The organism is Acinetobacter junii, assembly GCF_018336855.1.
GTDB classification, from domain to species: domain Bacteria; phylum Pseudomonadota; class Gammaproteobacteria; order Pseudomonadales; family Moraxellaceae; genus Acinetobacter; species Acinetobacter junii.
Window position 1 is genome coordinate 2,234,318 of record NZ_CP059558.1, and the last position, 21,802, is coordinate 2,256,119.

Here is a 21,802-nt window from a genome sequence, read left to right on the forward strand (position 1 = left end):
ATCCATACAAAAATTCAGACTTCCTACATTATTTTTTTACTTAGACACAAAACTGCTACTGCAAGCTCACTGATTTTCTGTAATACTTGCAACATCTTATATCTCAATATGAATAATTCTTAAGGTTGAATTACATGTTCGTTCGCTCATTACTCGCTATGAGTTTAAGTTGTATTATTGCCAATGTTGCTTTTGCTGCCCCAACAACTGAGCAACCTTTAAATCCAAAAAAAATCTCGGCACCTGTTCAAGATCCGATTGATCCTTTAGCAGTAGAACGTTCAGCTGCTTCAAGCGTTGTTGCTCAACCAGCATCTAGTGTCGCTGATAATGCAGTTTCTGATCCTCAAGTAAACACAGGTGTTGCTTCAGCAGTTTCTTCAAAACTAGAAAATACTCCTGATACAACCAATACAACTCCAGCACCAAAAGTTACTTGGACTTTAGATAGTCTGAACAATTCAGAATGGTATGAAAATATTGGTAAGGGTCAATTTCCGGTATATGCGCGTGCTCATGTAATGCTAAACAATGCACATGCTTCTCCTGGTGCAATTGATGGCTCAAATGGTAAAAACACTTTAAAAGCAATTGCATCTTTCCAACAGATGAATGGTTTAACACCGACAGGTGAACTTACCAAGGAAACTTGGGATGCATTAGTTGCGAAACAAACTAAACCAGCTTATGTAGAATACACAATTACAGAAGCAGATTTGAAAGGTCCATATGCCGAATCAATTCCTTCTGATTATGCTTTACAAGCAAAAATGAAAGGTTTGTATTACACACGTGTAACAGAAATGTTGGGTGAGAAGTTTCATATGGATGAAAACTTCTTGAAAAAGATCAACCCAACAGCAACTTTCAAAAAAGCTGGTGAAAAAATTATTGTTGCCAATGTGCGTAATGATTTACCAGAAGATATTCACTTAATCGTTGCACATAAAGGTGCTCGTCAGCTTTATCTTTTCAACAGTCGCAACCAAATGATTGCTTCATTTCCTGCAACAATTGGTAGTACTGACACGCCTTCTCCGACTGGTACGTATAAAGTAGTCGGCGTTGCAAAAAATCCTTGGTATAGCTATTCACCGTCTAACTTTGTTCAAGGTAATAACCTTAAACCTCTTTCTTTACCACCAGGTCCTAACGCGCCAGTGGGTAATATTTGGATTGGTTTAAGTAAAAAATCATTTGGTATTCATGGTACTCCAAGCCCTTCATTAATCTCTAAAACAGCTTCACATGGCTGTATTCGTTTAACGAACTGGGATGCAAATGATTTGGGTAACAAAGTTCGCTCAGGCGTTACTGTAAAATTCCTTGAATAATTCCAATCATCATAATTGAAAAAGCCGAATTTTATGATTCGGCTTTTTTTGATTCTATAATTATTCAACAACAGGTAGTGGCTGATAATAGATTTGATTTCGACCTAATTGTTTGGCTCTATAAAGTGCTTTATCAGCAGTATGAATCAATAATTCTTGGCTAATTTTAGGATTACCATTAAATACCGTAATTCCTAAGCTGATCGTGACATGATTTGAAACTAATGATTTTTCATGAGGAATCATTTGCCGATCAATTGCTTTATAAATATTCGTTGCGACGGCATAAGCACCTTGAGCCGATGTTTCAGGAAGTAATACAACAAATTCCTCCCCCCCATAGCGCGCAATAAAGTCCATGTGCCGAATTGAACTTTTAATGGTCTTAGCTATAGATGAAATAACCTGATCTCCCATTTGGTGACCATAAAAGTCATTATAATTTTTAAAATAATCAATATCGATAAACAGAACTGACATCGACTTATTTTCTTTACAAGCCATGTCATAGTAATAACTAAACATTTCCTCAAAAGTTCGTCGATTGGAAACCTTTGTTAATTCATCATGCTGGCTTAAATGTAAAAGTTCTGATGCTTGTAAACGGAGAATTCTCTCATCTATTTCCGAGATTTTAGTTTTTAAAAATAGTTTTCTTTCTTTTGAGGTCAACATGATGCTGATAGAAAAACCTAAGAGCAAGCTCCCTATAAACGTGCGCCCAAGCATCAAAAAATCACACGGTATATTAAAATAATAGAGGGATAATAAAATACATACTGCAGCCAGTGTTCCAATCCACAGCATATGATTGGGTTTTATTCCACTCAGAATGAAGCCTAACATATACAAAAATGCAATCAGTACCATTGCCTGATTCTGTAATACAACGTTAGACACACTCATCATCAATAAAGATGGAAAGAAAATTGTGCAAAAGACAATAACGCAAGCAACTGGATAAAAAAGTCGGCTCAATTTTCTAAATCTAGAAAAAGTCCAAAATAAAAATAATGCTGCACCAACGATGAGTAAACTTAAAATGCTATAAACAAAATCAACAATAAAATGAGGACTGGAACGAATAACCAAATAGTTAGAAGGTAAGATTAATAAGACAAAAATCGTGTAAGTAATGACACCTTGCCCAAAAAATTGAATTGCATTAATACGTGTGCGATCAATGTTAAATTTCCAGAAATCTTCTTCTAGTTTTGCTGGTAAAGTTTTTTGTGTTTTTTGACCTTTATAGTGTCGAGCAACAAGCTGCTCTAGATCCTCTTTAGACCTCCTTAATTCATCAAGATCATATTGATTTTCCATCCTTTTTACTCTTCTTATGGTGATGTATTTTTGTGCTGGATAAAAATAACACAATTTCTCATTTTGTCATGCACTTTGCTTAACCACTTATCCGTAATTGTAGTTACCATTTTCACACTTTATGCATTATTATTTGTATTATTTTTAAGTTTGAAGTTCACCTTGAATACTATTACGCTTTTACAACCCGATGATTGGCATGCTCATTTACGTGATGGCTTAGCATTAAAACGCACAGTACCCGATTTGGCTAAACAATTCGCACGTGCGATTTGTATGCCGAACCTTGTTCCACCCGTCAAAACTGTAGAAGAAGCTGTAGCGTATCGTGAACGTATTCTTGCTCATGTACCTGAAGGCTTAAATTTTGATCCTCGCATGGTGCTTTATTTTACTGACTTTACAGCGCCTGATGAAGTTAGAAAAATCAAAGAATCAGAATTTGTAAATGCAATCAAGCTTTACCCTGCTGGTGCAACGACAAACTCTGATAATGGCGTTAGTGATATTCGCAAAGTTTATGCTGTCATTGAACAACTTGAAGAACACCAAGTCCCTTTATTACTTCACGGTGAAGTAACTCATAACCATGTAGATATTTTCGACCGCGAAAAACGTTTCTTGGATGAAATTCTTTCTCCATTATTGAAACAATTCCCTAAGCTCAAAGTCGTACTTGAACATATCACGACCAGTGATGCAGCAAATTTTGTTCTTGAACAAGATCGTAATGTAGCTGCAACAATTACACCCCAACATTTACTCTTTAATCGAAATGATATGTTGGTTGGTGGTGTGAAGCCTCATTTCTATTGCTTGCCGATTTTAAAACGTCAAACACACCAAACAACTTTATTAGAAGTGGCAACAAGCGGTAGTCCAAAATTCTTCTTAGGTACTGATAGTGCGCCACACGCTCAAAATGCCAAGGAAAATGCTTGTGGTTGTGCAGGCTGCTATAGTGCACCAAATGCGATTGAGCTTTACGCACAAGCATTTGATCAAGTTGGTAAGTTAGAGCGCTTGGAAGGTTTTGCAAGTATGTTCGGTGCTGATTTCTATGGCTTGCCAAGAAATACATCAACCATTACGTTGGTGAAAGAAGAAAATACCGTTGCAGAATCATTTGATTATCTTGATGGTCAAAAAATTATCCCACTTCATGCAGGTAAGACACTGCAATGGAGAAAAGTGTGACACACGAAGAAAATCAAGCTCCTGTCATTGGTCAACGTTTCCGTGGATTCTTACCTGTTGTAGTCGATGTTGAGACAGCAGGTTTTAACTCACAAACGGATGCTTTGCTTGAAATAGCATGTATCCCAATTGTCTATGATCAACAGGGACAATTTATACCTGGTCCTGCTTTTCATGCACACATTAATCCATTTGAAGGTGCTAATCTCGATCGTCGTTCTTTAGACTTTATTGGAATTGATCCTTTCAATCCTATGCGTGTTGCAATGGCTGAAGATGAACGCGGTGCTTTACGCCGTATTTTTAAATCATTGAATGAAGTCCGAAAAGCACAGCATTGCACACATGCTGTACTGGTTGGACACAATGCACACTTTGATTTAGGTTTTTTACAAGCTGCTATCGCACGTTCAGGAACTAAAAACCAAAATCCTTTTCATAGTTTTTCAGTTTTTGACACGGTCACGCTTAGCGCGGTGATGTTTGGACAAACTGTATTGGCAAGAGCATGTATTCAAGCTGGAATTGAGTTTGATGGTAAAGAAGCTCATTCTGCTTTATACGATACGCAAAAGACAGCAGAACTGTTTTGCTATATTTTGAACAAACTATCACCCCACCTTCTTGACAGTTTGGTGACAGAGCCCTAATATACACCCACCTCAAGAAGTCCCTATCGTCTAGAGGCCTAGGACATCGCCCTTTCACGGCGGTAACCGGGGTTCGAATCCCCGTAGGGACGCCAAATTCAAAAAAGCCACTGCATCATTTAGACAGTGGCTTTTTTATTAGTTTTTTATACGTAGAGCTGCTAAAAAATAATTATTTTGAAAAATCTATTTTATTATCCTTAGAATATTTTCTACCCTATACTGAAAACTGATCAAAACTATAAATTTAAACCTAATATGCAAATCCGTTTATTCCACTTACAAAATTCACGTTCTCAACGCATCGTTTGGTTTTTAGAAGAATTAGGACTTCCCTACGAATTAGTCATCAACCATCATTCAGACTTAGATGAAAAGAAAAATTCACCGCATCAATTATCGAAATTTCCTGCCGTTGAAATAATAAATCAAGAACAAATTTTTATCTTAGCCGAACTTCAGCGATTATTGATTACTTATCTTATCTATACCCTCAATTAGGGCAAAGTAAATTATTAGGATCGCAACTTCAAAGTTTTTATTATTGGAAAAATTATTGTGAAGCCACATTTATTCCAGACCTATTACTCAAACAAATTTTTCACCAGCTTGTACAACGTACACCATTTCCTGTTCGCTTCGTTTCAAAGTTTTTAAAATATGGATTTGATCAAAGCTATTTAAATCCATCGTTACAGCAACAAATGACCATGATTGATAAGCATTTAAAAGATCATTTATGGTTTGCTGGGGATCAATTTACGGTTGCAGATATTTTGATGTGGTTTCCATTATTGGCTTGCTCGGCAAATGACCATCAATTTAAACATATACAGCGTTATTTAGCCCAAATAGAAAACAGACCCGCCTTTAAAAAATCTTTAATCAAAGGACAATGGTCTGCTTCTACGTTTCAGTCCTATTGGACGATTGCGTGGTAATTCAGTTATGCCGATTTACGCGAATTCACTCGACCTTTAACAACCGCTTTAATATTGCCTTTGGCATAATTCAAGAAAACAAGTAATGGTGATAATTTAGGATTTGGTTTTTTACCCTGACCAATTGCTTTGAATTGTGCCGCATACCAAATGATTTCCATAATTGCCATTTTATCAACAAAAGGAATGCCTGTTTTAATTTGGTTTACAGCATAACGCACATCATTACCTGCAATTAGGCTATCTGTTAAATCTGTTTCAACCGCTAATGGTCGTGCAATCCCGATAAAATCACATGCACCACTTTCCAGTGCAGCATTCATACCTGCGACTGTACGGAAACCACCTGTCACCATTAACTTACATGTGACATGCTGACGAATCTTTTCAGCGAACTCTAAGAAATATGCTTCACGTGCAATAGTGCTTGCTTTGCGTGATTCTGCTTTTGCACCAGCCATTGCAGGTGCTTCATAAGTACCACCAGAAATCTCGATGATATCAATTCCTGCAGCATCAATTGCTTTAAATACTGCAATCACATCATCTTCAGTAATACCACCACGTTGGAAATCAGCTGAATTGAGTTTTACCGAAATAATAAAGTTTTCCGAAGTCGCAGCGCGAACGGTTTTATAAATTTCAATTAAGAAGCGCATACGGTTCTCAATTGAACCACCCCATTCATCAGTACGCTTATTGGTTAGTGGTGATAAAAATTGGCTAATCAAATAACCATGAGCACCATGTAACTGTACACCTTCAAATCCAGCCTTCTCACAGACTGCTGCAGCTGTAGCGAAACGTTGGATGATATCTAGAATTTCTTCATGTCGTAACTCACGTGGAGTACCAAACATCGTTGCTAACATCGGGCTAAAAGGTACAGCAGACGGTGCTACTGTTTCTTTGTTTAATCCTTTTGGACATTGACGACCCGGATGTGACAACTGAATTAATTGTACCATACCGTATTTTTTGCCTACCGCAGCCCATTGTTGCAACTTCGCCAAATCACGTTCAGTTTCGATCGCAACGACACCTGGCTCATTTTTAGCCGCAATGTTAACCATTACATTTCCTGTGATTGCACAACCCAAGCCACCTTTAGCCCAAGCTTCATACAATCCAATATGTAAATCATTCGGCTGACCTTCGTGATTAGCTAAAGCTTCACTCATAGCACCTTTGATAATACGATTTTTGAATGTTGTGTTGCGAATTTGGATACTGTCTGCAATCTGACTCATGGTCATCCTCTGCTACAAATTAGAGTAATTGCTCTAATTTAATCTGATTATTGTTGATGTCAAGATATCTTCCGATAAATTGACAATAACATATGTCAGTTTAATTACAATGCTATATACAACTCGCCTCAATCAATAATTTTGTGTATCCATTTTGAGGATCAAGAAATAAATCTTGTGAAGCTTGATATTCCAAAGCTTTACCTTCATGCATCACCAAAACATTTTGGCAGAGGGATTTTATGACTTGTAAGTCATGACTGATCACTAAATAGCTGATCTGCTCTTGGTGTTGCAACCGTCGCAGAAGCAAAATAATTGCTTGTTGTGTAATACGGTCAAGAGCTGAGGTCGGTTCATCTAAGATCAACAACTTTGGTTTCAAAACTAAGGCTCTCGCTAGAGCAACTCGTTGCCTTTGCCCACCAGAAAGCTCATGTGGGTATTTAAATTTTTCAGAAGGAGTTAATTCAACTTTCATTAACACCTCATCGATCATATTTTCGATCAGGTTTGATTTTACTGCACTCAGTTCAAGCCCTTCTGCGATAATTTGAAAAACTGATAATCGAGGATTCAAACTGCTTAGAGGATCTTGAAAGACAATTTGAAATTGCTGACGCAAAGGTCTTAACTGTTCTTGATTTAGTTGATTTAAATTCTGTGTCTCAAAATTTATTTCTCCCTCACTAGGAATAAGTCGAGCAATTGCTAGTGCTAGCGATGTTTTACCTGAGGCACTTTGCCCCACAATACCTAACGCCTCACCTGACATTAATAAGAAACTAATATTACTAACAGCTGTTTTATATTGTTTTATTTGATTGAATAATCCTTTTCTAATCGGATAACGTACTGACAGATTTTGAATTTCAAGCAATGTTTTTCCACTATTTTGTTCTAGTGCAATCCCAAAATCATGGTGCAACAGGCTTTTGGTATATTCAGTTTTGAGATGTTGAAAAATTTCATTTATATCACCCTGTTGTTCAATTCGTCCTTGATTAACAATTAACACTTGATCTGCATACTGTTTAACAACACTTAAATCATGACTAATTAAGAGAATTGCCATTTTATGATGGTGTTGTAATTGTTTGAGCAAATCAAGAATTTGTCTTTGTAAAACAACATCCAAAGCTGTAGTCGGTTCATCAGCGATTAAAATTTCAGGTTCCAATGCCAATGCCATAGCAATCATGACTCTCTGCCGTTGACCACCAGAAAGCTCGTGTGGAAATCGTTTCAAGAGGTGAGTTGCATCTTCTAAACCGACTTCATTTAATAAGTCGAGGGTCTTTTCTTTGACTTTAGATTTAGAGAATCCTTGCAACAACAAATTCTCTCCAACGATTTTTTCGACACGATGCAATGGATTAAGTGCTGTCATCGGTTCCTGAAAAATCATCCCGATTTTTTTTCCACGAATTTGCTGCCATTGATGCTGATTCATTTTAAGCAAATCCACACCATCAAATAGGATCTCACCTTTTACTTTAAGGCTATCAGATAACAATCCTAATATTGCAAGGCAAGTTATTGATTTTCCTGAACCACTTTCACCAACGATCGCCAAAGTCTGTGAATGATGAAGTTCAAAGTTGAAATTATCAACAAGCTTAGTGCCTAATTGGTTTTCAATACTTAATTTCTGAACTTTCAACAAGGCAGTATTATTGTTTTGGGTCAAATGCTTCACGAGCAGCCTCCCCAATAAAGATCAAAAGTGAAAGCACAATTGCCAAAGTAAAAAAGCCAGACAATACTAGCCATGGTGCATCTAAATTATTTTTCCCTTGCAACAGCAGTTCGCCTAACGATGCTGCATCCGCAGGTAATCCGTAACCAAGAAAATCTAATGCCGTTAAAGCAATAATATTTGCTGTAAGCATAAATGGTATTTGCGACAAACTTGAACTGATTGCATTTGGTAAAATATGTTTAAAAATAATATTATGGTCTTTGACACCTAAAGCCTGAGCAGCGCGTACATAATCTAAATTTCGTGCTCTCAAAAACTCAGCTCTTACTAATCCAACTAATTCAGTCCATCCAAATAACAGCATAATTAAAAAGAGCCAATACACATTTGGGCTAAACATACTGACCAATATCATCACAATAAACAGCATGGGTAAGCCCCCCCATACCTCCAAGAGCCGCTGTCCAATTAGATCAATCCAACCACCATAATATCCTTGTACTGCACCTACAACTATTCCGATGCAAGCTGCAGCTATAGTCAGCCCGATTCCAAATAAAAGTGAAACCCTTAGACCATACAAGATGCGAGCAAATACGTCACGACCTTGATCATCTGTCCCTAACCAGTTTTGTAATGTCGGCTGAGATGGTACAGGAACAGTGAGAGATAAATTTGGAGTTTGATATGAAAAAGCTACAGTTGGTGAAATCATCCAGCCATGATGTTGGATCAATTGTTTTACAGCAGGATCCTGATAATCAGTCGAAGTTTCAAATACGCCACCAAATGTTGTTTCAGGATAATCTTTGAATATGGGAAAATAGAGTGACTGCTTATAACTAACAAGCAGAGGTTTATCATTTGCTATAAACTCAGCGCAGATAGAAAGACTAAAAATAATCAAAAATAAGATTAAACTGAAAAATCCCAATTTATTTTGCTTAAAACGATATAGTCGATTTCTCATTAAAGGTGACATCAACGCCCACCTCGTGATTCAAAATCAATGCGAGGGTCTATCCAGTGATAAAGTACGTCCCCTATAAGGCGAAGAGTTAAACCGAAGAATGTAAATAAAAATAAAGTACCAAAAATCACAGGATAATCACGTTGCGTAATCGCTTCAAAACCCAATAATCCTACGCCATCCAAATTAAAAATGATTTCGATAAATAAATTACCAACAAAGAAAATACCAACCAAGGTTTCAGGTAAAGCAGCAACAACAATCAATATCGCATTGCGGAATACATGTCGAAAAAGTACCTGATTTTCATTCAATCCCTTTGATCTTGCTGTCAGCACATAAGGCTTATTAAGTTCTTCAACAAAAGAATATTTCGTCAAATACGTCAAAGCAGCAAAACTTCCCAATACCATACTGATAATCGGCAAGCACATATGCCAAAGATAATCTTTAACTTTTGCTATAAAGCTTAAATGCTCGAAATTTTCCGACACTAATCCTTGTAAAGGAAACCACTGCCAATAACTTCCACCTGCAAAAAAAACCACAAGTACAATAGCAAATACAAATGATGGGACGGCGTAACTAATTGCCAATAACAATGAGGTCGCACGGTCAAAAAGCAAACCATTCTGTTTGGCTTTGCTGATCCCTAACGAAATTGCAATCATATAGATCAGGAAAGTACTCCATATACCTAAGGACAAGGTAACTGGAAGTTTTTCATACAGTAATTGTACAACGGTTTTATCCTTGAAAAAGCTTGTTCCAAAATCAAGGGTTAAATATCCTTTGAGCATGATCCAAAACCGTTCATAAGCAGGCTGATCAAACCCATATTGCGCTTTAATTTTTTCGATCATCTCAGGGCTTAAGCCGCGAGCGCCTTCATACTGAGCCAATTCACCCAGCGTATTTGAATTATTTACATTTACACCCAATCCTTGAGCATTTTGTATTTGTTGTATGGCTTGCTCAACTGGACCACCAGGTGCGATTTGTACGATGATAAAATTGATTAACAGAATTAAAAATAATGTCGGAATCATCAAAATCATTCTTTTCAGAATATAGTGAAGCATAAACTTAATCCTTCATTATTTGATTTAATGTTTAATCGAAGATTGATTGAGCATCTTGGCTTTCTTTGCATCAACCCACCAATATTCCCACCCGACAGAAAGTTTTGGTTTAGTTTTTGGTTGCTGATAAATATCCCAATAAGCAAACCAACGATCTGGTTTACCATATGTCAAAATATGGTAATAGCCCGCACGCAGTAAGCGATCTAGAATTCGAGTATAGAGTACAACTTCATCTCGACTTTTAGCTGCAATTATTTTTCCAATAATTTGATCAATTACAGGAGATTGTATTCCTGCATAGTTATAATTATTTGCTTCATTTGCAGCCTTACTTCCCCAAAATTGTGCCTGCTCTTTTCCAGGGGTCAAAGTCTGCGGCATTTTAAAAACCATCATATCGAAATCTTGACGACGTATCCGCTCCATATACTGCGGGACATCCACTTGACGCAAATTGACCTGTATTCCAAGTCGCTTTAAATTACGCACGAATGGCATCAGCTCACGTTGTGGATTCTCTTGTTGAAGTAATAATTCTATTTGAATCAATCGACCTTGCGGATCATGCAATTTACCATTAACGATCTTATATCCTGCTTGTTTAAGGATTGTTTGTGCTTGTAGTAAGTTATTACGATTAAATCCACTGGCATCGGACTTAGGATAACGCCAATCTGTGACTACACCTTGTTGGATGATCGGGTGAAGCTTTTCCAGATAAGGTTTTAAAATCTTCAGCTCAGCAGAACTCGGTTTAGAAACTGCGGCTAAGTCAGTATTATCAAAAAAACTCTGTAGTCGTCTATTTTGATTAAAAAAAAGTGCTTTATTTTGCCATTCAAAATCATAGGCATAAGTTAATGCCTGTCTGAAATAAATATCTTGAAATGGTGAACGTCGTGTATTAAAAACTAAACTTTGTATATCCAGTGGGGTGCTTAATTGAGCCTTATACTTTTTAACCCATCCTGATCGGTAAGATGGAAAATTATACCCCATCACCCAATTACGGATATTTTTTTCTTCATAGAAATAAAATTGTTGAGATTTAAATCCCTCGAAACTCACTTCTAAGTTTCGATAATACACATATTTTAGTCTATCAAAATTATAACGCCCTCGGTTAACAGCGAGGTCTTTCGCCCAGTAATTTGGACTGCGTTTATAAGTAATACTACGACCCGCATCGATACGATCAACTATATAAGGCCCTGAGCCAATAATAGGTTGCAGCGTAATACGAGTAAAATCTCTGTTTTTCCAATCTGCTTTTGAATAAATTGGAAGACTCGCCACAATTAATGGCATTTCAACATTTTTGTTGGATTTAAATATAAATTTGATTTGGTGCTTTGATAGAATTTCGGTTTTTTCCAAATCTGATAAATACATCTGCAAACCAAAATTTGCTTTGGTTTGATATGTATCAAAAGTAAATTTCACATCATCCGATGTTAATGCCTGCCCGTTATTAAATCGTGCTTGAGGATTCAGGTGAAAAATTACGGACTTCAGATTGTCAGGATCGTAAGTTACTTTTTCAGCCAGCAGTGGATACATCACTCGTGGCTCATCCAAAGAACGATCCATTAAACTATCAAAAAGATAGTTCACGCCCTCTGTTGCACTCCCTTTTCCATTCATACTATTTAAATTATCGAAAGTGCCTAATGTGGATTGGCTAAATAAACCACCTTTAGGTGCTTTAACATCCGCATATGGCATGACTGAAAAATTGGCATATTTAGGCTGCACATGCATCCCTAAGTATGGTGTAGTTTGAAGGGCTGCAAATGTGGTTTGAGCAAAAAAGCTTAGTCCGAACAGACTAAGCTTTTGAGTTGTAGATAATGAAAGCATCAGTACTTACAGGTTTGGCACTTTAATTACATCGCCTATACGCAATTGTGTACTTGGCGTTAAATCATTCATCTCAGCCAAAGCACTAGTTTCCATACCATATTTACTTGCTAAACCAATTAAGGTATCACCGCGCTTCACCTTATATTCAGTGACAACTTTAGGAACAGAAATCGTTTGACCTCGCTGTAAGCCAGCATTTGCTTTCAAGTCATTAAGATCAGCTAACTCACGACTCGACATACCAAAACGATTTGCAATACTGTTGAGGGACTCACCTGCTTTTACGGTATATTTTTCCGTATTTTTACTAGAAACAGATTTTGAGCTCGTTTTACTTGACTCAACTTTTGCTGTTTCTACTTTTGGTACATCACCAGAAAGTTTGAGTTTCTGACCAATCCGAACTGTACTATTACGTGACAAGCCATTTAATGCAGCTACATAATCGAGCTGTAGATAATAACGGCTAGCGATATTACTTAAAGTATCTCCTGATTTTACGGTGTAAATATCAGGTGCCGTTTCATCTTTATCTTTGACTTTTGTCGCTGTGACATTTGATGACTTGGAAGGTGTAACTCCAGCAAGTTTTAAACGTTGTCCTACACGTAATCCAGCAGTACGCTCTAATCCATTCAAATCAGCAATATAATTAACACTTAAATCATATTTGCCAGCGATTGCATTTAAACTATCGCCTGATTGAACGACGTACTGTTCTGGAACAGATGAACCTGCTGGTATTTTCAGGGTTTGACCTAAACGCACACCACTGTTGGACTTCAAGTTATTTAGATCAGCCAGTTCACTCAATGTTATTTTCGATTTACTGGCAATACTGGATAAGGTATCACCACGTTGAACCGTATAATTTTCAGTTTTATAACTTGTTGAAGCTGTCACATTGCTATAGTTAACCTTAGCATTTGATTCAGTAGGCTCATCTACTTTAGATACCTCATGTAGAGGTACATTGATTTTTTGACCAACCATCAAATCGCTCGTAGCCGTTAAACCTGAAGTTAGGTCAGCCAACTCTTGATTTGATAATGCATAACGATCAGCAATTAATTTGAGATATTCACCGCGTTTCACAGTATATGATTTTGTTGCCACTTTTTTATTAGTGGAAACTTTATCAATCTCACGACTACTTTGTTGAGAACTACGTATTGAATTTTTTGGCTCTTTTAAGCTCAGTTTTTGCCCTACAAATAATCCATCATTAACTGATAAATTATTAAAATCGGCTAGTTGTTTGATACTCAAATCAAAACGAGCAGCAAGATTGGTAAGACTATCACCTGATTGAACGACATAGCTATCAGGCTTATTCTCTGTTGCTTTCACAACTTCAGCTTGTGGTTTTGCATCATAGAGATACAAGCTAGTGCCTACAAACAAGGTTCCATTTGGATCAATTTGGTTCCACTGCGCGATATCACGCCAGTTCACTCCATTTTTCTGTGCAATCACAGCCAATGTGTCGCCAGGTAATACGACATAAGTACTACGTTTGCCTTTTGGTGCTACAACAACAACATCGGTGTCCGTTTTAATATAAGGTTTACCTTGGTTTCGTTTAGCATCATCACTGTTCGCAGTCGTTTCGTCTTCAACCAAGTTTTTTGGATAAGCGAATCCTTTTGTGACTTCTTGACCTTTTTCATCAGCAACTGATTGGCTAGTTTGGATCGCAGTGAGCTTAATCTTGCCATCAAAAGGATCAACAATTTCAGTTCCTTTCGGTGCAATTGCTTTAATTTCAGCAACAACTTGGTCTTTTTCAGCCTGCGTAGGTTGAGGCTCTAAAACTTGAGCAACAGTTTTCTTCTCACCTTCGTCTTTTACCGCTGCAACGATTTGCTCACGCTCTTTTAGTGAAATTGGTGGTTCAATATTCACAGGTTTGACATTAGGCGCAGGTGTAATCGCCACTGGAATACGAGGTGCACTTGGTACATCAGCAGCAGCAGCAAAAGATGCCAATGCATCAGCACCTTTAGGCGTACTCATCTTCGTCGTTGTGGTAGATGTTGGACGCGTTGTAGTGCTTGCCGTTAATGGCGGAGGTGTTTTTGTCGAAGGACTAATTGCCTGTCCAGTACTTGTGCGCGTTGTCGTTGAAGTACTCAATGTATTATTCATAGCAGGTGGAGTCTGATTGCTCGCCCAGAAGCCACCAGAACTTGATTTACCCGAACGAAGTTTTGCATCAATCGATGGGCTCAAATCTGCAGGAATCAAAATACGCATCGGACTTGTTGGATCAACCGTTTCACCACGATATGCAGGGTTGAGTGCATATAACTCTGCACGACTTAGACCTGTAATAGATGAAATTTGATTCAGATCTAAAGGTGCTGACAAACTGACTTCACGGAAGTGAGGACGATTGGCAATTGGAGGTAAAGCCACGCCATAAGCACTTGGATTTTTGATAATTTGAGCAACTGCTAAGAAACGAGGTACATAGTTCATTGTTTCTTGTGGCAATTTTAATGACCAATAATCAGTTGGTAAGCCAGCTGCCTTATTACGGTTAATCGCTTGTTGAATACGTCCAGGACCTGCGTTGTAAGCAGCTAATGCTAACTCCCATGATCCAAACTGGTTGTACAAGCTACCTAAAAACTCATATGCAGCACGCGTAGATTCAACTACGTCACGTCGACCATCATACAGACTGGTTTGCTGTAAACCATAAATACGTCCAGTACTTGGAATAAATTGCCATAATCCTGCTGCTGCTGCACTACTCGTTGCTGCTGGATCGTATGAACTTTCGATAACTGGTAGCAAAGCCAATTCCGTTGGCATACCACGGCGTTCAGCCTCTTTCACAGTGTGATAAAGATATCGACTGGCACGCGCACTCAAACGATCTAAATAAGGTTGACGAGAAATAAACCAACCACGCTGTGCTTCGATACGTGAATCCCAATGGTTTAAATCCATTTTGAATCCAACAGTCATACGTTTCCACACATCACCGTGTTTTAAAACCAGTAATCGATCACCCTCTACTGCACGCATGTCGGTTGCTGATAGTAAATCCTCAAGCGAATCCAAACTACTAGCATCCAAATAGCCAGAACCTAATTGTTTTGATGATGAGACTTTAGAAGACTGAGGTGTAGATGAACACCCTGTCGTGATTCCTAGCGCAGCTAAAGCAGAAGTCAGTACAGTAATTTTAAATAATGATGTTGCAGATTGTTGCCACACCAATGTGGTCGATTTATACATAAAAACTTCCAGTCAACTCACGCTAGTTTATTTCTTCGATTTGCCATTGTAGTAAAGCATGTCACTTAGACAAGGCAATAATTTAACGTGATTCGCATCGAAATGTTACAAGAAATTAAAAAAGATGAGTTTTGTAACGTTCATCAATGCAATTTAGCTTTACAATACCGCCCGTAATCAAGGGGTGATACACTGTTTTCGCTTGTACTTTTTAAAAAAGTACTCTGCTTATTTTGATGATGATCCGCTCTACCATTCTCGTTTAAACTTTTAGGTTCAACTATGTCTCAAACAATCACACTTTATGTAGATGGCGCATGTAAAGGCAATCCAGGATTAGGTGGTTGGGGGGCTTATATCATTACAGAAACCGAAGAGCATAAAATTTATGGTGGTGAGCTAGAAACGACCAATAATCGAATGGAATTAACTGCAGCGATAGAAGGTGTTTCTTTTTGCCCAGTCGATGCTCACCTCATTATCTGGACAGATTCAAACTATGTAAAACAAGGTATCACTGAATGGATACATGGTTGGAAAAAGAAAAATTGGAAAGATGTTAAAAACCCTGATTTGTGGAAAAAATTAGACGCCGTGTGCGCAAATAGAAATATTGAGTGGAACTGGATCAAAGGTCATGCGGGTCATCCAGGAAATGAAATGGCTGATCAACTAGCAAACATGGGTGCTGAACAAACTGCTAAACAAAACTTAAAAATGACGCAGGCTAACGCTGATACAAAAAAGCCTGAATCTGATTGGCTACTCGATGATCCCTTTGGTTTAGACCTCGATGCAGAAGCAGATGAGTTGATTGAAGAGATTGAAATTGATTTACAAGTTACAGAGCAAATTGAAGAAATTATAGAGGTTAAATCTGTAAATGAATCTTCAAACCCATACATTGTAATTACAGATGCAAAATTAAATCTACAAGGCCCTCGCCAATTGATTCTCGATACAGAAACGACAGGTTTCTATTATCAAGACAACGATCGAATCATTGAGGTGGGTGCAATCGAAATGATTAATCGTAAGCTTACTGGTAGTTCAATTCATATTTATATTAACCCAGAAAAACCAGTTGGCGACTCAGTCGATGTACACGGTATCACTGATGAGTTTTTAGCGGACAAACCTAAATATGCTGAAATCGCAGATGTACTTTTCGAATTTTTAAAAGGTGCTGAAATTATTGCACATAATGCGACCTTCGATATGAACTTCTTAGATATGGAGTTTAAACGCGCAGGACTTCCAGCATTATCTGAAGTTTGTGAAGTTACGGATACACTCGCCCTTGCTAAAAACAAGCATCCTGGTCAAAAAAATTCACTTGATGCCTTAGTCCGTCGTTATGAAATTCCTGCTCGCGATCGTACCTTCCACGGTGCATTACTCGATGCTGAAATTTTGGCTGATGTTTACTTGGCGATGACAGGTGGACAAGTCTCATTTGATATGGATGCCTTATCCCAAACCGAACAACAACAGAATAAAACCACTCGTCAACGCGTACAAATTGATTTGCCAATTATTTACCCGACTAATGATGAACTTCAGCAACATGAGACTTGGGTCAAACAATTCGAAGAAAAACATGGAAAACCATGCTTTTTTGCAAAATAAATTTGCTTATAAGTTCAGGTTTTTTTGTTTCAAGCTTTCAAAGTTAAGTTATATTAACTCTTAAAGATTTAAACCCTCTCCATAGAGGGTTCATGGATATAACAACTTAGGAAAGGTGTAGGTCATATGTCTTACCAAACCTCGATTCATTTCGACCCAACGGCATTATTAATAATAAAAAATGAGATCGATAATTCGATTAAATTGGTAGAGACTGCAGTCAATACTCTTGCCGAAGAACAAGCCTTGCCATTTGGGATTGATGATGCTCTCAATCAGTTTGAACAATGTACGAATGTTCTAGCGTTGATTGATATCCCACACCTATCGCAGATTACGCAATACTCTGCTGAGCTTATGCGTAAAATCATGGCTCAACCTGAACAAATTAAAACTAGTGATGTTGTGGCTTTGAGCGAAGGCACAACCATGCTGAAACGTTATATCGAATTCATTTGTTTACGTGAAGTAAAAGTTCCGCAATTCCTATTAGATACACTCAATCGTTTAGAAAAAGCATTAGGCAAGCCAATCACTAAAGAAGGTCAAACGATTCAACCTTTATTGGATTGTTTTACGCCAAATTTTGATTTGCCAAAAGCCCCTGATTTAGAAAAATCACAGTACGTCCATCAGTTATATAAATTGTGCTTAAACAAACTGATTAAACAAGCAGAAACACCTTTGGATTTACAAGGCTTAAAACTTGTTGCGGTTTATATGGCTGGTTTAGCATCGGGTTTGCCAAGTCAACAATATTGGCAACTTGTGAATGTAGGTTTAGGACATATTGAAGATCTACTAATTACTGAAGCACGCATACGTACATTTATTAAGATTGAAACCAATATTGGTCAATTTCTTGCTAATCCAAATGCATTTCAAACTGACTTAAATGATCTAGCAGATATTTTAAGTATTTGTATCAGTCAAGAAGATGATCTTTCTCATCATATTCGTGAACAGCTTAATATTGGTGATGAATTACTCAGTGATACTCAGTTACAAGTTTTGAGTCGCCATTTGTACGGACCAGACTACGAAACCATTCATACCATTAGCCAACTAATGACGGATGAGATGGCTCAAATCCGTAACGAGATTGAATATAACCATCAAAATATGTCCGCTGAAAAAACTCAAGAACTTCAGCAAAAACTTCATCAACTCTCAAATGTTTTTAAAGTTCTCAATCTAAATGAAGCGGCAAAAGAACTGACGCAGCAAGCAGAAAAACTCAGTCAACCAAATACATTAACTGATGCAGCATCAGTACAACATTTAATGAATAGTATCTTGGCTTCGATGAATTCTATTGGGATTCTTGAGCGTAACTATACTTCAAGTCGTTTACAGTTACGTGTGAATAACATGCAAATCTCTTTGGATCGTTTAGATGAAGCGCACAAAGCTTTATTAAGCGAAACCAAAACTCTGATTGAAACACTGACTCAAACACTTAGTCTTTACGCTCAAGACTCTACAGCACACAATTTAGAGTCTCTGCCTATTTATCTCAAAGAACTATCAGGTGCTGCCCTATTCTTGGGAAGTACTGCACAACAAACAGCTTTGTTAGGTGCAGTTCAATTTGCTGAACATCGACTTGCTCAAAATGAAACCTTTGAGGCTGAACACATTAACTGTATTTTAAATGTTGTCGCAGGACTTGATCTATTAGTTGATAACTTAAAGAACAAACAACCTGTGTTGCAATCTATGTTTGATGTGGCATTATCAAACAGTCAACAGTTACAAAGCGCAGCGGCATAATGACCCAACTATCACTTGCTTATATTTTTCAACATCAAAAGCTCTTAGTAGATGAAAATTTACAGTTACCTCAAGTTGAAAAGTTAGCAAGTGATTTGCCTATTCATCACGATGATCAAGTAATTGCACGTGATCTTCTTGATGACGAGCCAATTCCAGAGGGCTATCAATTAGTTCCGATCAGAGAACTCATACAATCATGGGATACTTCGGATTTCTTACAAGCAAGCCGTGCTGTCCAATTACTTGAGTGGCGTCGTAACCATAAATTCTGTAGTCATTGTGGTCATATGACCGAGGTGCATTCGAGAGAATATGCGATGGTTTGCCCTGCTTGTGGGTACCACCAATATCCTCGAGTTCAGCCTTGTATTATTACAGTGATCACAAAAGGGACTGACGAGATTCTTCTAGCAAAATCCGCTCATAACAAATCAAATATGTATGGTTTGATTGCAGGCTTTGTTGAAGTCGGTGAAACTCTCGAAGAAGCTGTACAACGTGAGACACTTGAAGAAGTTGGTTTAAAGCTCAAAAATATTCGTTACATGTCTAGCCAACCTTGGCCATTCCCTAGTAACTTAATGATAGCGTTTCATGCTGAATACGAATCTGGTGACATTGAATTGCAAGTAGAAGAAATTAGTGACGCTCAGTTCTTCAAGTTTAATGAATTACCTGAAATCCCATTCAAAGGCAGTATCGCTCATAGTATGATTACGCAAATCACAGGTCAAAAAAAAGCATCTTAATTAAGATGCTTTTTTATTTAGTCTTCTAAAGCCTCTTCTAAGAAATGCATAATGGTGCGTTTCGTTTTGAAGTAGTGACTGACAAAACTTGCAAGTGTTGCCACGATGGTAATATGTCCTGTTTTTGGAATCACCATCACATGGCTATGATTGCCTTTTTCTCTTAGTGCTTTATCCAGATCAAATGTATTATGACTACCTACTAACTGATCGTTTTCCGCCATCAACAAATAGTGTTTAATCTTGTTCGGATTGACAAAATAATATGGCATCACTTGCTTATATGGTACGCGCTGATCAAAGGCATGTTCAGAAAGAGGATCATCTTTATAATCAAAATGATATGGACCAGCCATTCCCACGATTGCTTTGATCTTATCAGTATATTTGAAGTTCTGAGCGTACGGAGAATAAACTACTGACATTACATTAAAAGCACCCGCGGAATGCCCCATTAAGATAATGTTTTCAGTAGAAATATTCAGTTTTGCTTGGTTTTGATTTAGATAATGAATTGCCTGAGCAAGATCATCAACAAATGCAGGAAAAATTTGTTCTGGGGCTAGTTGATAATTAATAACAGCGACATCAAAACCTTCTCGAGCAAAACTTTCGCCTACGAAAAGATAATCACGTTTATTACCATGTTGCCATGACCCACCATGCACGAACACAATCAATGGTCGCTGCTTTTTAGGATTTTTAGTTCGATAAAGGTCTAAACGATGTCTTGCCTTTAAACCATAGGCAAGATGCTCTTCCTTTTCAAAGGTATCCTTTGGTGTCAGATAATTGATTGAGTAACTGGCTAGATCATACAGACGAAACTCTTGATAAAAGCTTTTCGCCCGTGTCACATTTTCTTGAACTTGTTGAATAAGTTGCTTCATAAATTAGGGTACAGTCGGTGTAGAAGTCGCAGGTTCTGCCTGATCGGGATCAATTGCTACTGGAGTTTCAACGAGAGGTTGTGTCGTCACTGTAGTACCCACCATAGGAGTTGCTGTGGTTGAACTCGCCATCGTTCCAGATGATTGGTCAATATTATCAATCAGAGTAACAATTTTACTCACATTACCAACTTTTTGTAAGACGTCATCCAAATCTCTTATTTCCGCAGTATTTAGACGTCCCATGACATAAAGAACACCATTTTCAGTGTGTACCAACACTTTACTATCTGAAACTACAGGTGCTTTCATCAGTAAACCACGAGTATTTGCGGTTACTGTTGCATCTTGCATAATCGTGTTGTAGCCAACTTTATCACCAACAGTAATGTAGTTATGTACAGCTTTGACATCACTCATTGCTCGAAGATTATCTTCAGCTAATTGCTTCAAGTATGGATCAGGTACCTGCCCCGTTAACAAGACATTACTATGAAAACTTTCAATATTGATGCGGGACTGTTTAAAACGGTGATCTAATTTATACAAATTAATATTGGCTGTACGCTTGATAGACGAATCAATAAATACTTGTCCGAGACTACGTTCCCCACTATCTGTGCCGACAGGTGAAGTTCCTGTTCCACCCGAAATAAAACTCGCACATCCTGATAAACTTGCAGCGCAAAGTAACGTAATCGTTAAACGTTTTAACACTTGGCAAGACTCCCTATCTACAAACTTGTTCAATCTTAGGTATTTATCTCAAAATGACCAAATTAATGCTCAATCTAAAGTAAATGCATGTTCAATCCACTGCTGATCATACTGCAATTTTGAAAAGTCTGGTTGTACTGTTTTTGCAATTTTCTGTGGAAAATCAAAACAAATCACATCAAAACGACAATCAAAATCCTCATAATCAGGATTTTTCTGTAAAAACTGCTGCGCGGTCTTTATTATTTTTCGTTGTTGCGAGCGTGTAATCACTTCACATGACTCCGCATAGCTCCCTGCCGATCGTGCCTTTATCTCAACAAAGATCAACTCATTCTGCCGTTTTACAATTAAATCGATTTCTCCATAACGTGAATGGTAATTTTGAGCGACACATTCATATTGAAATTGTTGAAGATAGATTAATGCTTGTTGCTCAGCCCAATGACCGAGTTCATTTGCGTTTTCTGTCATGAC

16 protein-coding genes, 1 tRNA gene and 1 pseudogene are annotated in these 21,802 nt (G+C 37.7%); 8 read left to right on the forward strand and 10 right to left on the reverse strand.

Annotation, left to right across the window (positions count from 1 at the left end):
- The first annotated feature begins 134 nt into the window (after positions 1-134).
- Positions 135-1,334 carry a L,D-transpeptidase family protein gene (locus H2677_RS10555; RefSeq protein WP_004912365.1) on the forward strand — a complete coding sequence of 400 codons (1,200 nt, stop codon included), beginning with the start codon at positions 135-137 and terminating at the stop codon, positions 1,332-1,334.
- Between the two features lie 60 nt (positions 1,335-1,394).
- On the opposite strand, the gene H2677_RS10560 is transcribed toward H2677_RS10555, so the two are convergent.
- Entirely contained in the window at positions 1,395-2,657 is a 1,263-nt protein-coding gene (locus H2677_RS10560) for a GGDEF domain-containing protein (protein ID WP_099948917.1), read from the reverse strand.
- 162 nt (positions 2,658-2,819) lie between these two features.
- Between H2677_RS10560 and pyrC the strand changes: the two genes are divergently transcribed.
- From pyrC to H2677_RS10580, 4 genes and pseudogenes are all read left to right on the forward strand, one after another.
- Positions 2,820-3,854, forward strand: coding sequence for a dihydroorotase (gene pyrC, locus H2677_RS10565; protein WP_212638504.1), 1,035 nt, complete (start codon positions 2,820-2,822; stop codon positions 3,852-3,854).
- Positions 3,839-4,504: a ribonuclease T gene (rnt, locus tag H2677_RS10570; protein ID WP_004912370.1), complete on the forward strand. Its 666-nt coding sequence runs from the start codon at positions 3,839-3,841 to the stop codon at positions 4,502-4,504. The genes pyrC and rnt overlap by 16 nt, the downstream gene beginning before the upstream one ends.
- A 19-nt stretch (positions 4,505-4,523) precedes the next feature.
- Positions 4,524-4,599 (forward strand) — tRNA-Glu (locus H2677_RS10575).
- 163 nt (positions 4,600-4,762) lie between these two features.
- Positions 4,763-5,445: pseudogene (locus tag H2677_RS10580) on the forward strand (glutathione binding-like protein).
- A gap of 5 nt (positions 5,446-5,450) precedes the next feature.
- Here the strand turns inward: H2677_RS10580 and H2677_RS10585 are convergent.
- The 6 genes from H2677_RS10585 to H2677_RS10610 all read right to left on the reverse strand — a co-directional run bounded on the left by H2677_RS10585 (position 5,451) and on the right by H2677_RS10610 (position 15,564).
- Entirely contained in the window at positions 5,451-6,695 is a 1,245-nt protein-coding gene (locus tag H2677_RS10585; protein ID WP_212638505.1) for an NADH:flavin oxidoreductase/NADH oxidase family protein, read from the reverse strand.
- Positions 6,696-6,807: 112 nt separating this feature from the next.
- Positions 6,808-8,394, reverse strand: a complete 1,587-nt coding sequence (locus tag H2677_RS10590) for a dipeptide ABC transporter ATP-binding protein (protein WP_212638506.1) — start codon at positions 8,392-8,394, stop codon at positions 6,808-6,810.
- A complete protein-coding gene (locus H2677_RS10595; protein WP_212638507.1) occupies positions 8,369-9,379 on the reverse strand; it encodes an ABC transporter permease in 1,011 nt (336 codons plus the stop codon). The genes H2677_RS10590 and H2677_RS10595 overlap by 26 nt, the downstream gene beginning before the upstream one ends.
- The gene (gene yejB / locus H2677_RS10600) at positions 9,379-10,449 is read right to left on the reverse strand and encodes a microcin C ABC transporter permease YejB (protein ID WP_212638508.1); all 1,071 of its coding nucleotides are present in this window, start codon (positions 10,447-10,449) and stop codon (positions 9,379-9,381) included. Before yejB ends, H2677_RS10595 begins: the two co-directional genes overlap by 1 nt.
- Before the next feature lie 24 nt (positions 10,450-10,473).
- Entirely contained in the window at positions 10,474-12,312 is a 1,839-nt protein-coding gene (locus H2677_RS10605) for an extracellular solute-binding protein (RefSeq protein ID WP_212638509.1), read from the reverse strand.
- 6 nt (positions 12,313-12,318) lie between these two features.
- Positions 12,319-15,564, reverse strand: coding sequence for a lytic transglycosylase (locus tag H2677_RS10610; RefSeq protein ID WP_212638510.1), 3,246 nt, complete (start codon positions 15,562-15,564; stop codon positions 12,319-12,321).
- A gap of 282 nt (positions 15,565-15,846) precedes the next feature.
- Between H2677_RS10610 and dnaQ the strand changes: the two genes are divergently transcribed.
- The 3 genes from dnaQ to nudC all read left to right on the forward strand — a co-directional run bounded on the left by dnaQ (position 15,847) and on the right by nudC (position 19,718).
- A complete protein-coding gene (gene dnaQ / locus H2677_RS10615; RefSeq protein WP_151723065.1) occupies positions 15,847-17,193 on the forward strand; it encodes a DNA polymerase III subunit epsilon in 1,347 nt (448 codons plus the stop codon).
- A 126-nt stretch (positions 17,194-17,319) separates the two neighbouring features.
- On the forward strand, positions 17,320-18,966 hold the full coding sequence (locus tag H2677_RS10620; protein ID WP_129263388.1) for a chemotaxis protein: 1,647 nt from the start codon (positions 17,320-17,322) through the stop codon (positions 18,964-18,966).
- Positions 18,966-19,718 (forward strand): NAD(+) diphosphatase, encoded by a 753-nt coding sequence (nudC, locus tag H2677_RS10625; RefSeq protein ID WP_212638511.1) that lies wholly within the window; start codon positions 18,966-18,968, stop codon positions 19,716-19,718. The genes H2677_RS10620 and nudC overlap by 1 nt, the downstream gene beginning before the upstream one ends.
- A gap of 17 nt (positions 19,719-19,735) precedes the next feature.
- Here the strand turns inward: nudC and H2677_RS10630 are convergent, their stop codons facing one another.
- The 3 genes from H2677_RS10630 to H2677_RS10640 form a co-directional block, all read right to left on the reverse strand.
- Positions 19,736-20,608 carry an alpha/beta hydrolase gene (locus H2677_RS10630; RefSeq protein ID WP_125299481.1) on the reverse strand — a complete coding sequence of 291 codons (873 nt, stop codon included), beginning with the start codon at positions 20,606-20,608 and terminating at the stop codon, positions 19,736-19,738.
- A gap of 3 nt (positions 20,609-20,611) precedes the next feature.
- Positions 20,612-21,325: a BON domain-containing protein gene (locus H2677_RS10635; protein WP_212638512.1), complete on the reverse strand. Its 714-nt coding sequence runs from the start codon at positions 21,323-21,325 to the stop codon at positions 20,612-20,614.
- Between the two features lie 69 nt (positions 21,326-21,394).
- A complete protein-coding gene (locus tag H2677_RS10640; RefSeq protein WP_004955268.1) occupies positions 21,395-21,799 on the reverse strand; it encodes a YraN family protein in 405 nt (134 codons plus the stop codon).
- Positions 21,800-21,802: the final 3 nt, after the last annotated feature.

Excerpts from the sequence above, each read along its gene's own strand:
- dnaQ (WP_151723065.1), top strand. The coding sequence starts at position 15,847 with ATGTCTCAAACAATCACACTTTATGTAGATGGCGCATGTAAAGGCAAT.
- rnt (WP_004912370.1), top strand. The coding sequence starts at position 3,839 with ATGGAGAAAAGTGTGACACACGAAGAAAATCAAGCTCCTGTCATTGGT.
- H2677_RS10620 (WP_129263388.1), top strand. The coding sequence starts at position 17,320 with ATGTCTTACCAAACCTCGATTCATTTCGACCCAACGGCATTATTAATA.
- H2677_RS10555 (WP_004912365.1), top strand. The coding sequence starts at position 135 with ATGTTCGTTCGCTCATTACTCGCTATGAGTTTAAGTTGTATTATTGCC.
- nudC (WP_212638511.1), top strand. The coding sequence starts at position 18,966 with ATGACCCAACTATCACTTGCTTATATTTTTCAACATCAAAAGCTCTTA.
- yejB (WP_212638508.1), bottom strand. The coding sequence starts at position 10,449 with ATGCTTCACTATATTCTGAAAAGAATGATTTTGATGATTCCGACATTA.
- H2677_RS10595 (WP_212638507.1), bottom strand. The coding sequence starts at position 9,379 with ATGTCACCTTTAATGAGAAATCGACTATATCGTTTTAAGCAAAATAAA.
- H2677_RS10605 (WP_212638509.1), bottom strand. The coding sequence starts at position 12,312 with ATGCTTTCATTATCTACAACTCAAAAGCTTAGTCTGTTCGGACTAAGC.
- H2677_RS10560 (WP_099948917.1), bottom strand. The coding sequence starts at position 2,657 with ATGGAAAATCAATATGATCTTGATGAATTAAGGAGGTCTAAAGAGGAT.
- H2677_RS10640 (WP_004955268.1), bottom strand. The coding sequence starts at position 21,799 with ATGACAGAAAACGCAAATGAACTCGGTCATTGGGCTGAGCAACAAGCA.
- H2677_RS10585 (WP_212638505.1), bottom strand. The coding sequence starts at position 6,695 with ATGAGTCAGATTGCAGACAGTATCCAAATTCGCAACACAACATTCAAA.
- H2677_RS10610 (WP_212638510.1), bottom strand. The coding sequence starts at position 15,564 with ATGTATAAATCGACCACATTGGTGTGGCAACAATCTGCAACATCATTA.
- H2677_RS10630 (WP_125299481.1), bottom strand. The coding sequence starts at position 20,608 with ATGAAGCAACTTATTCAACAAGTTCAAGAAAATGTGACACGGGCGAAA.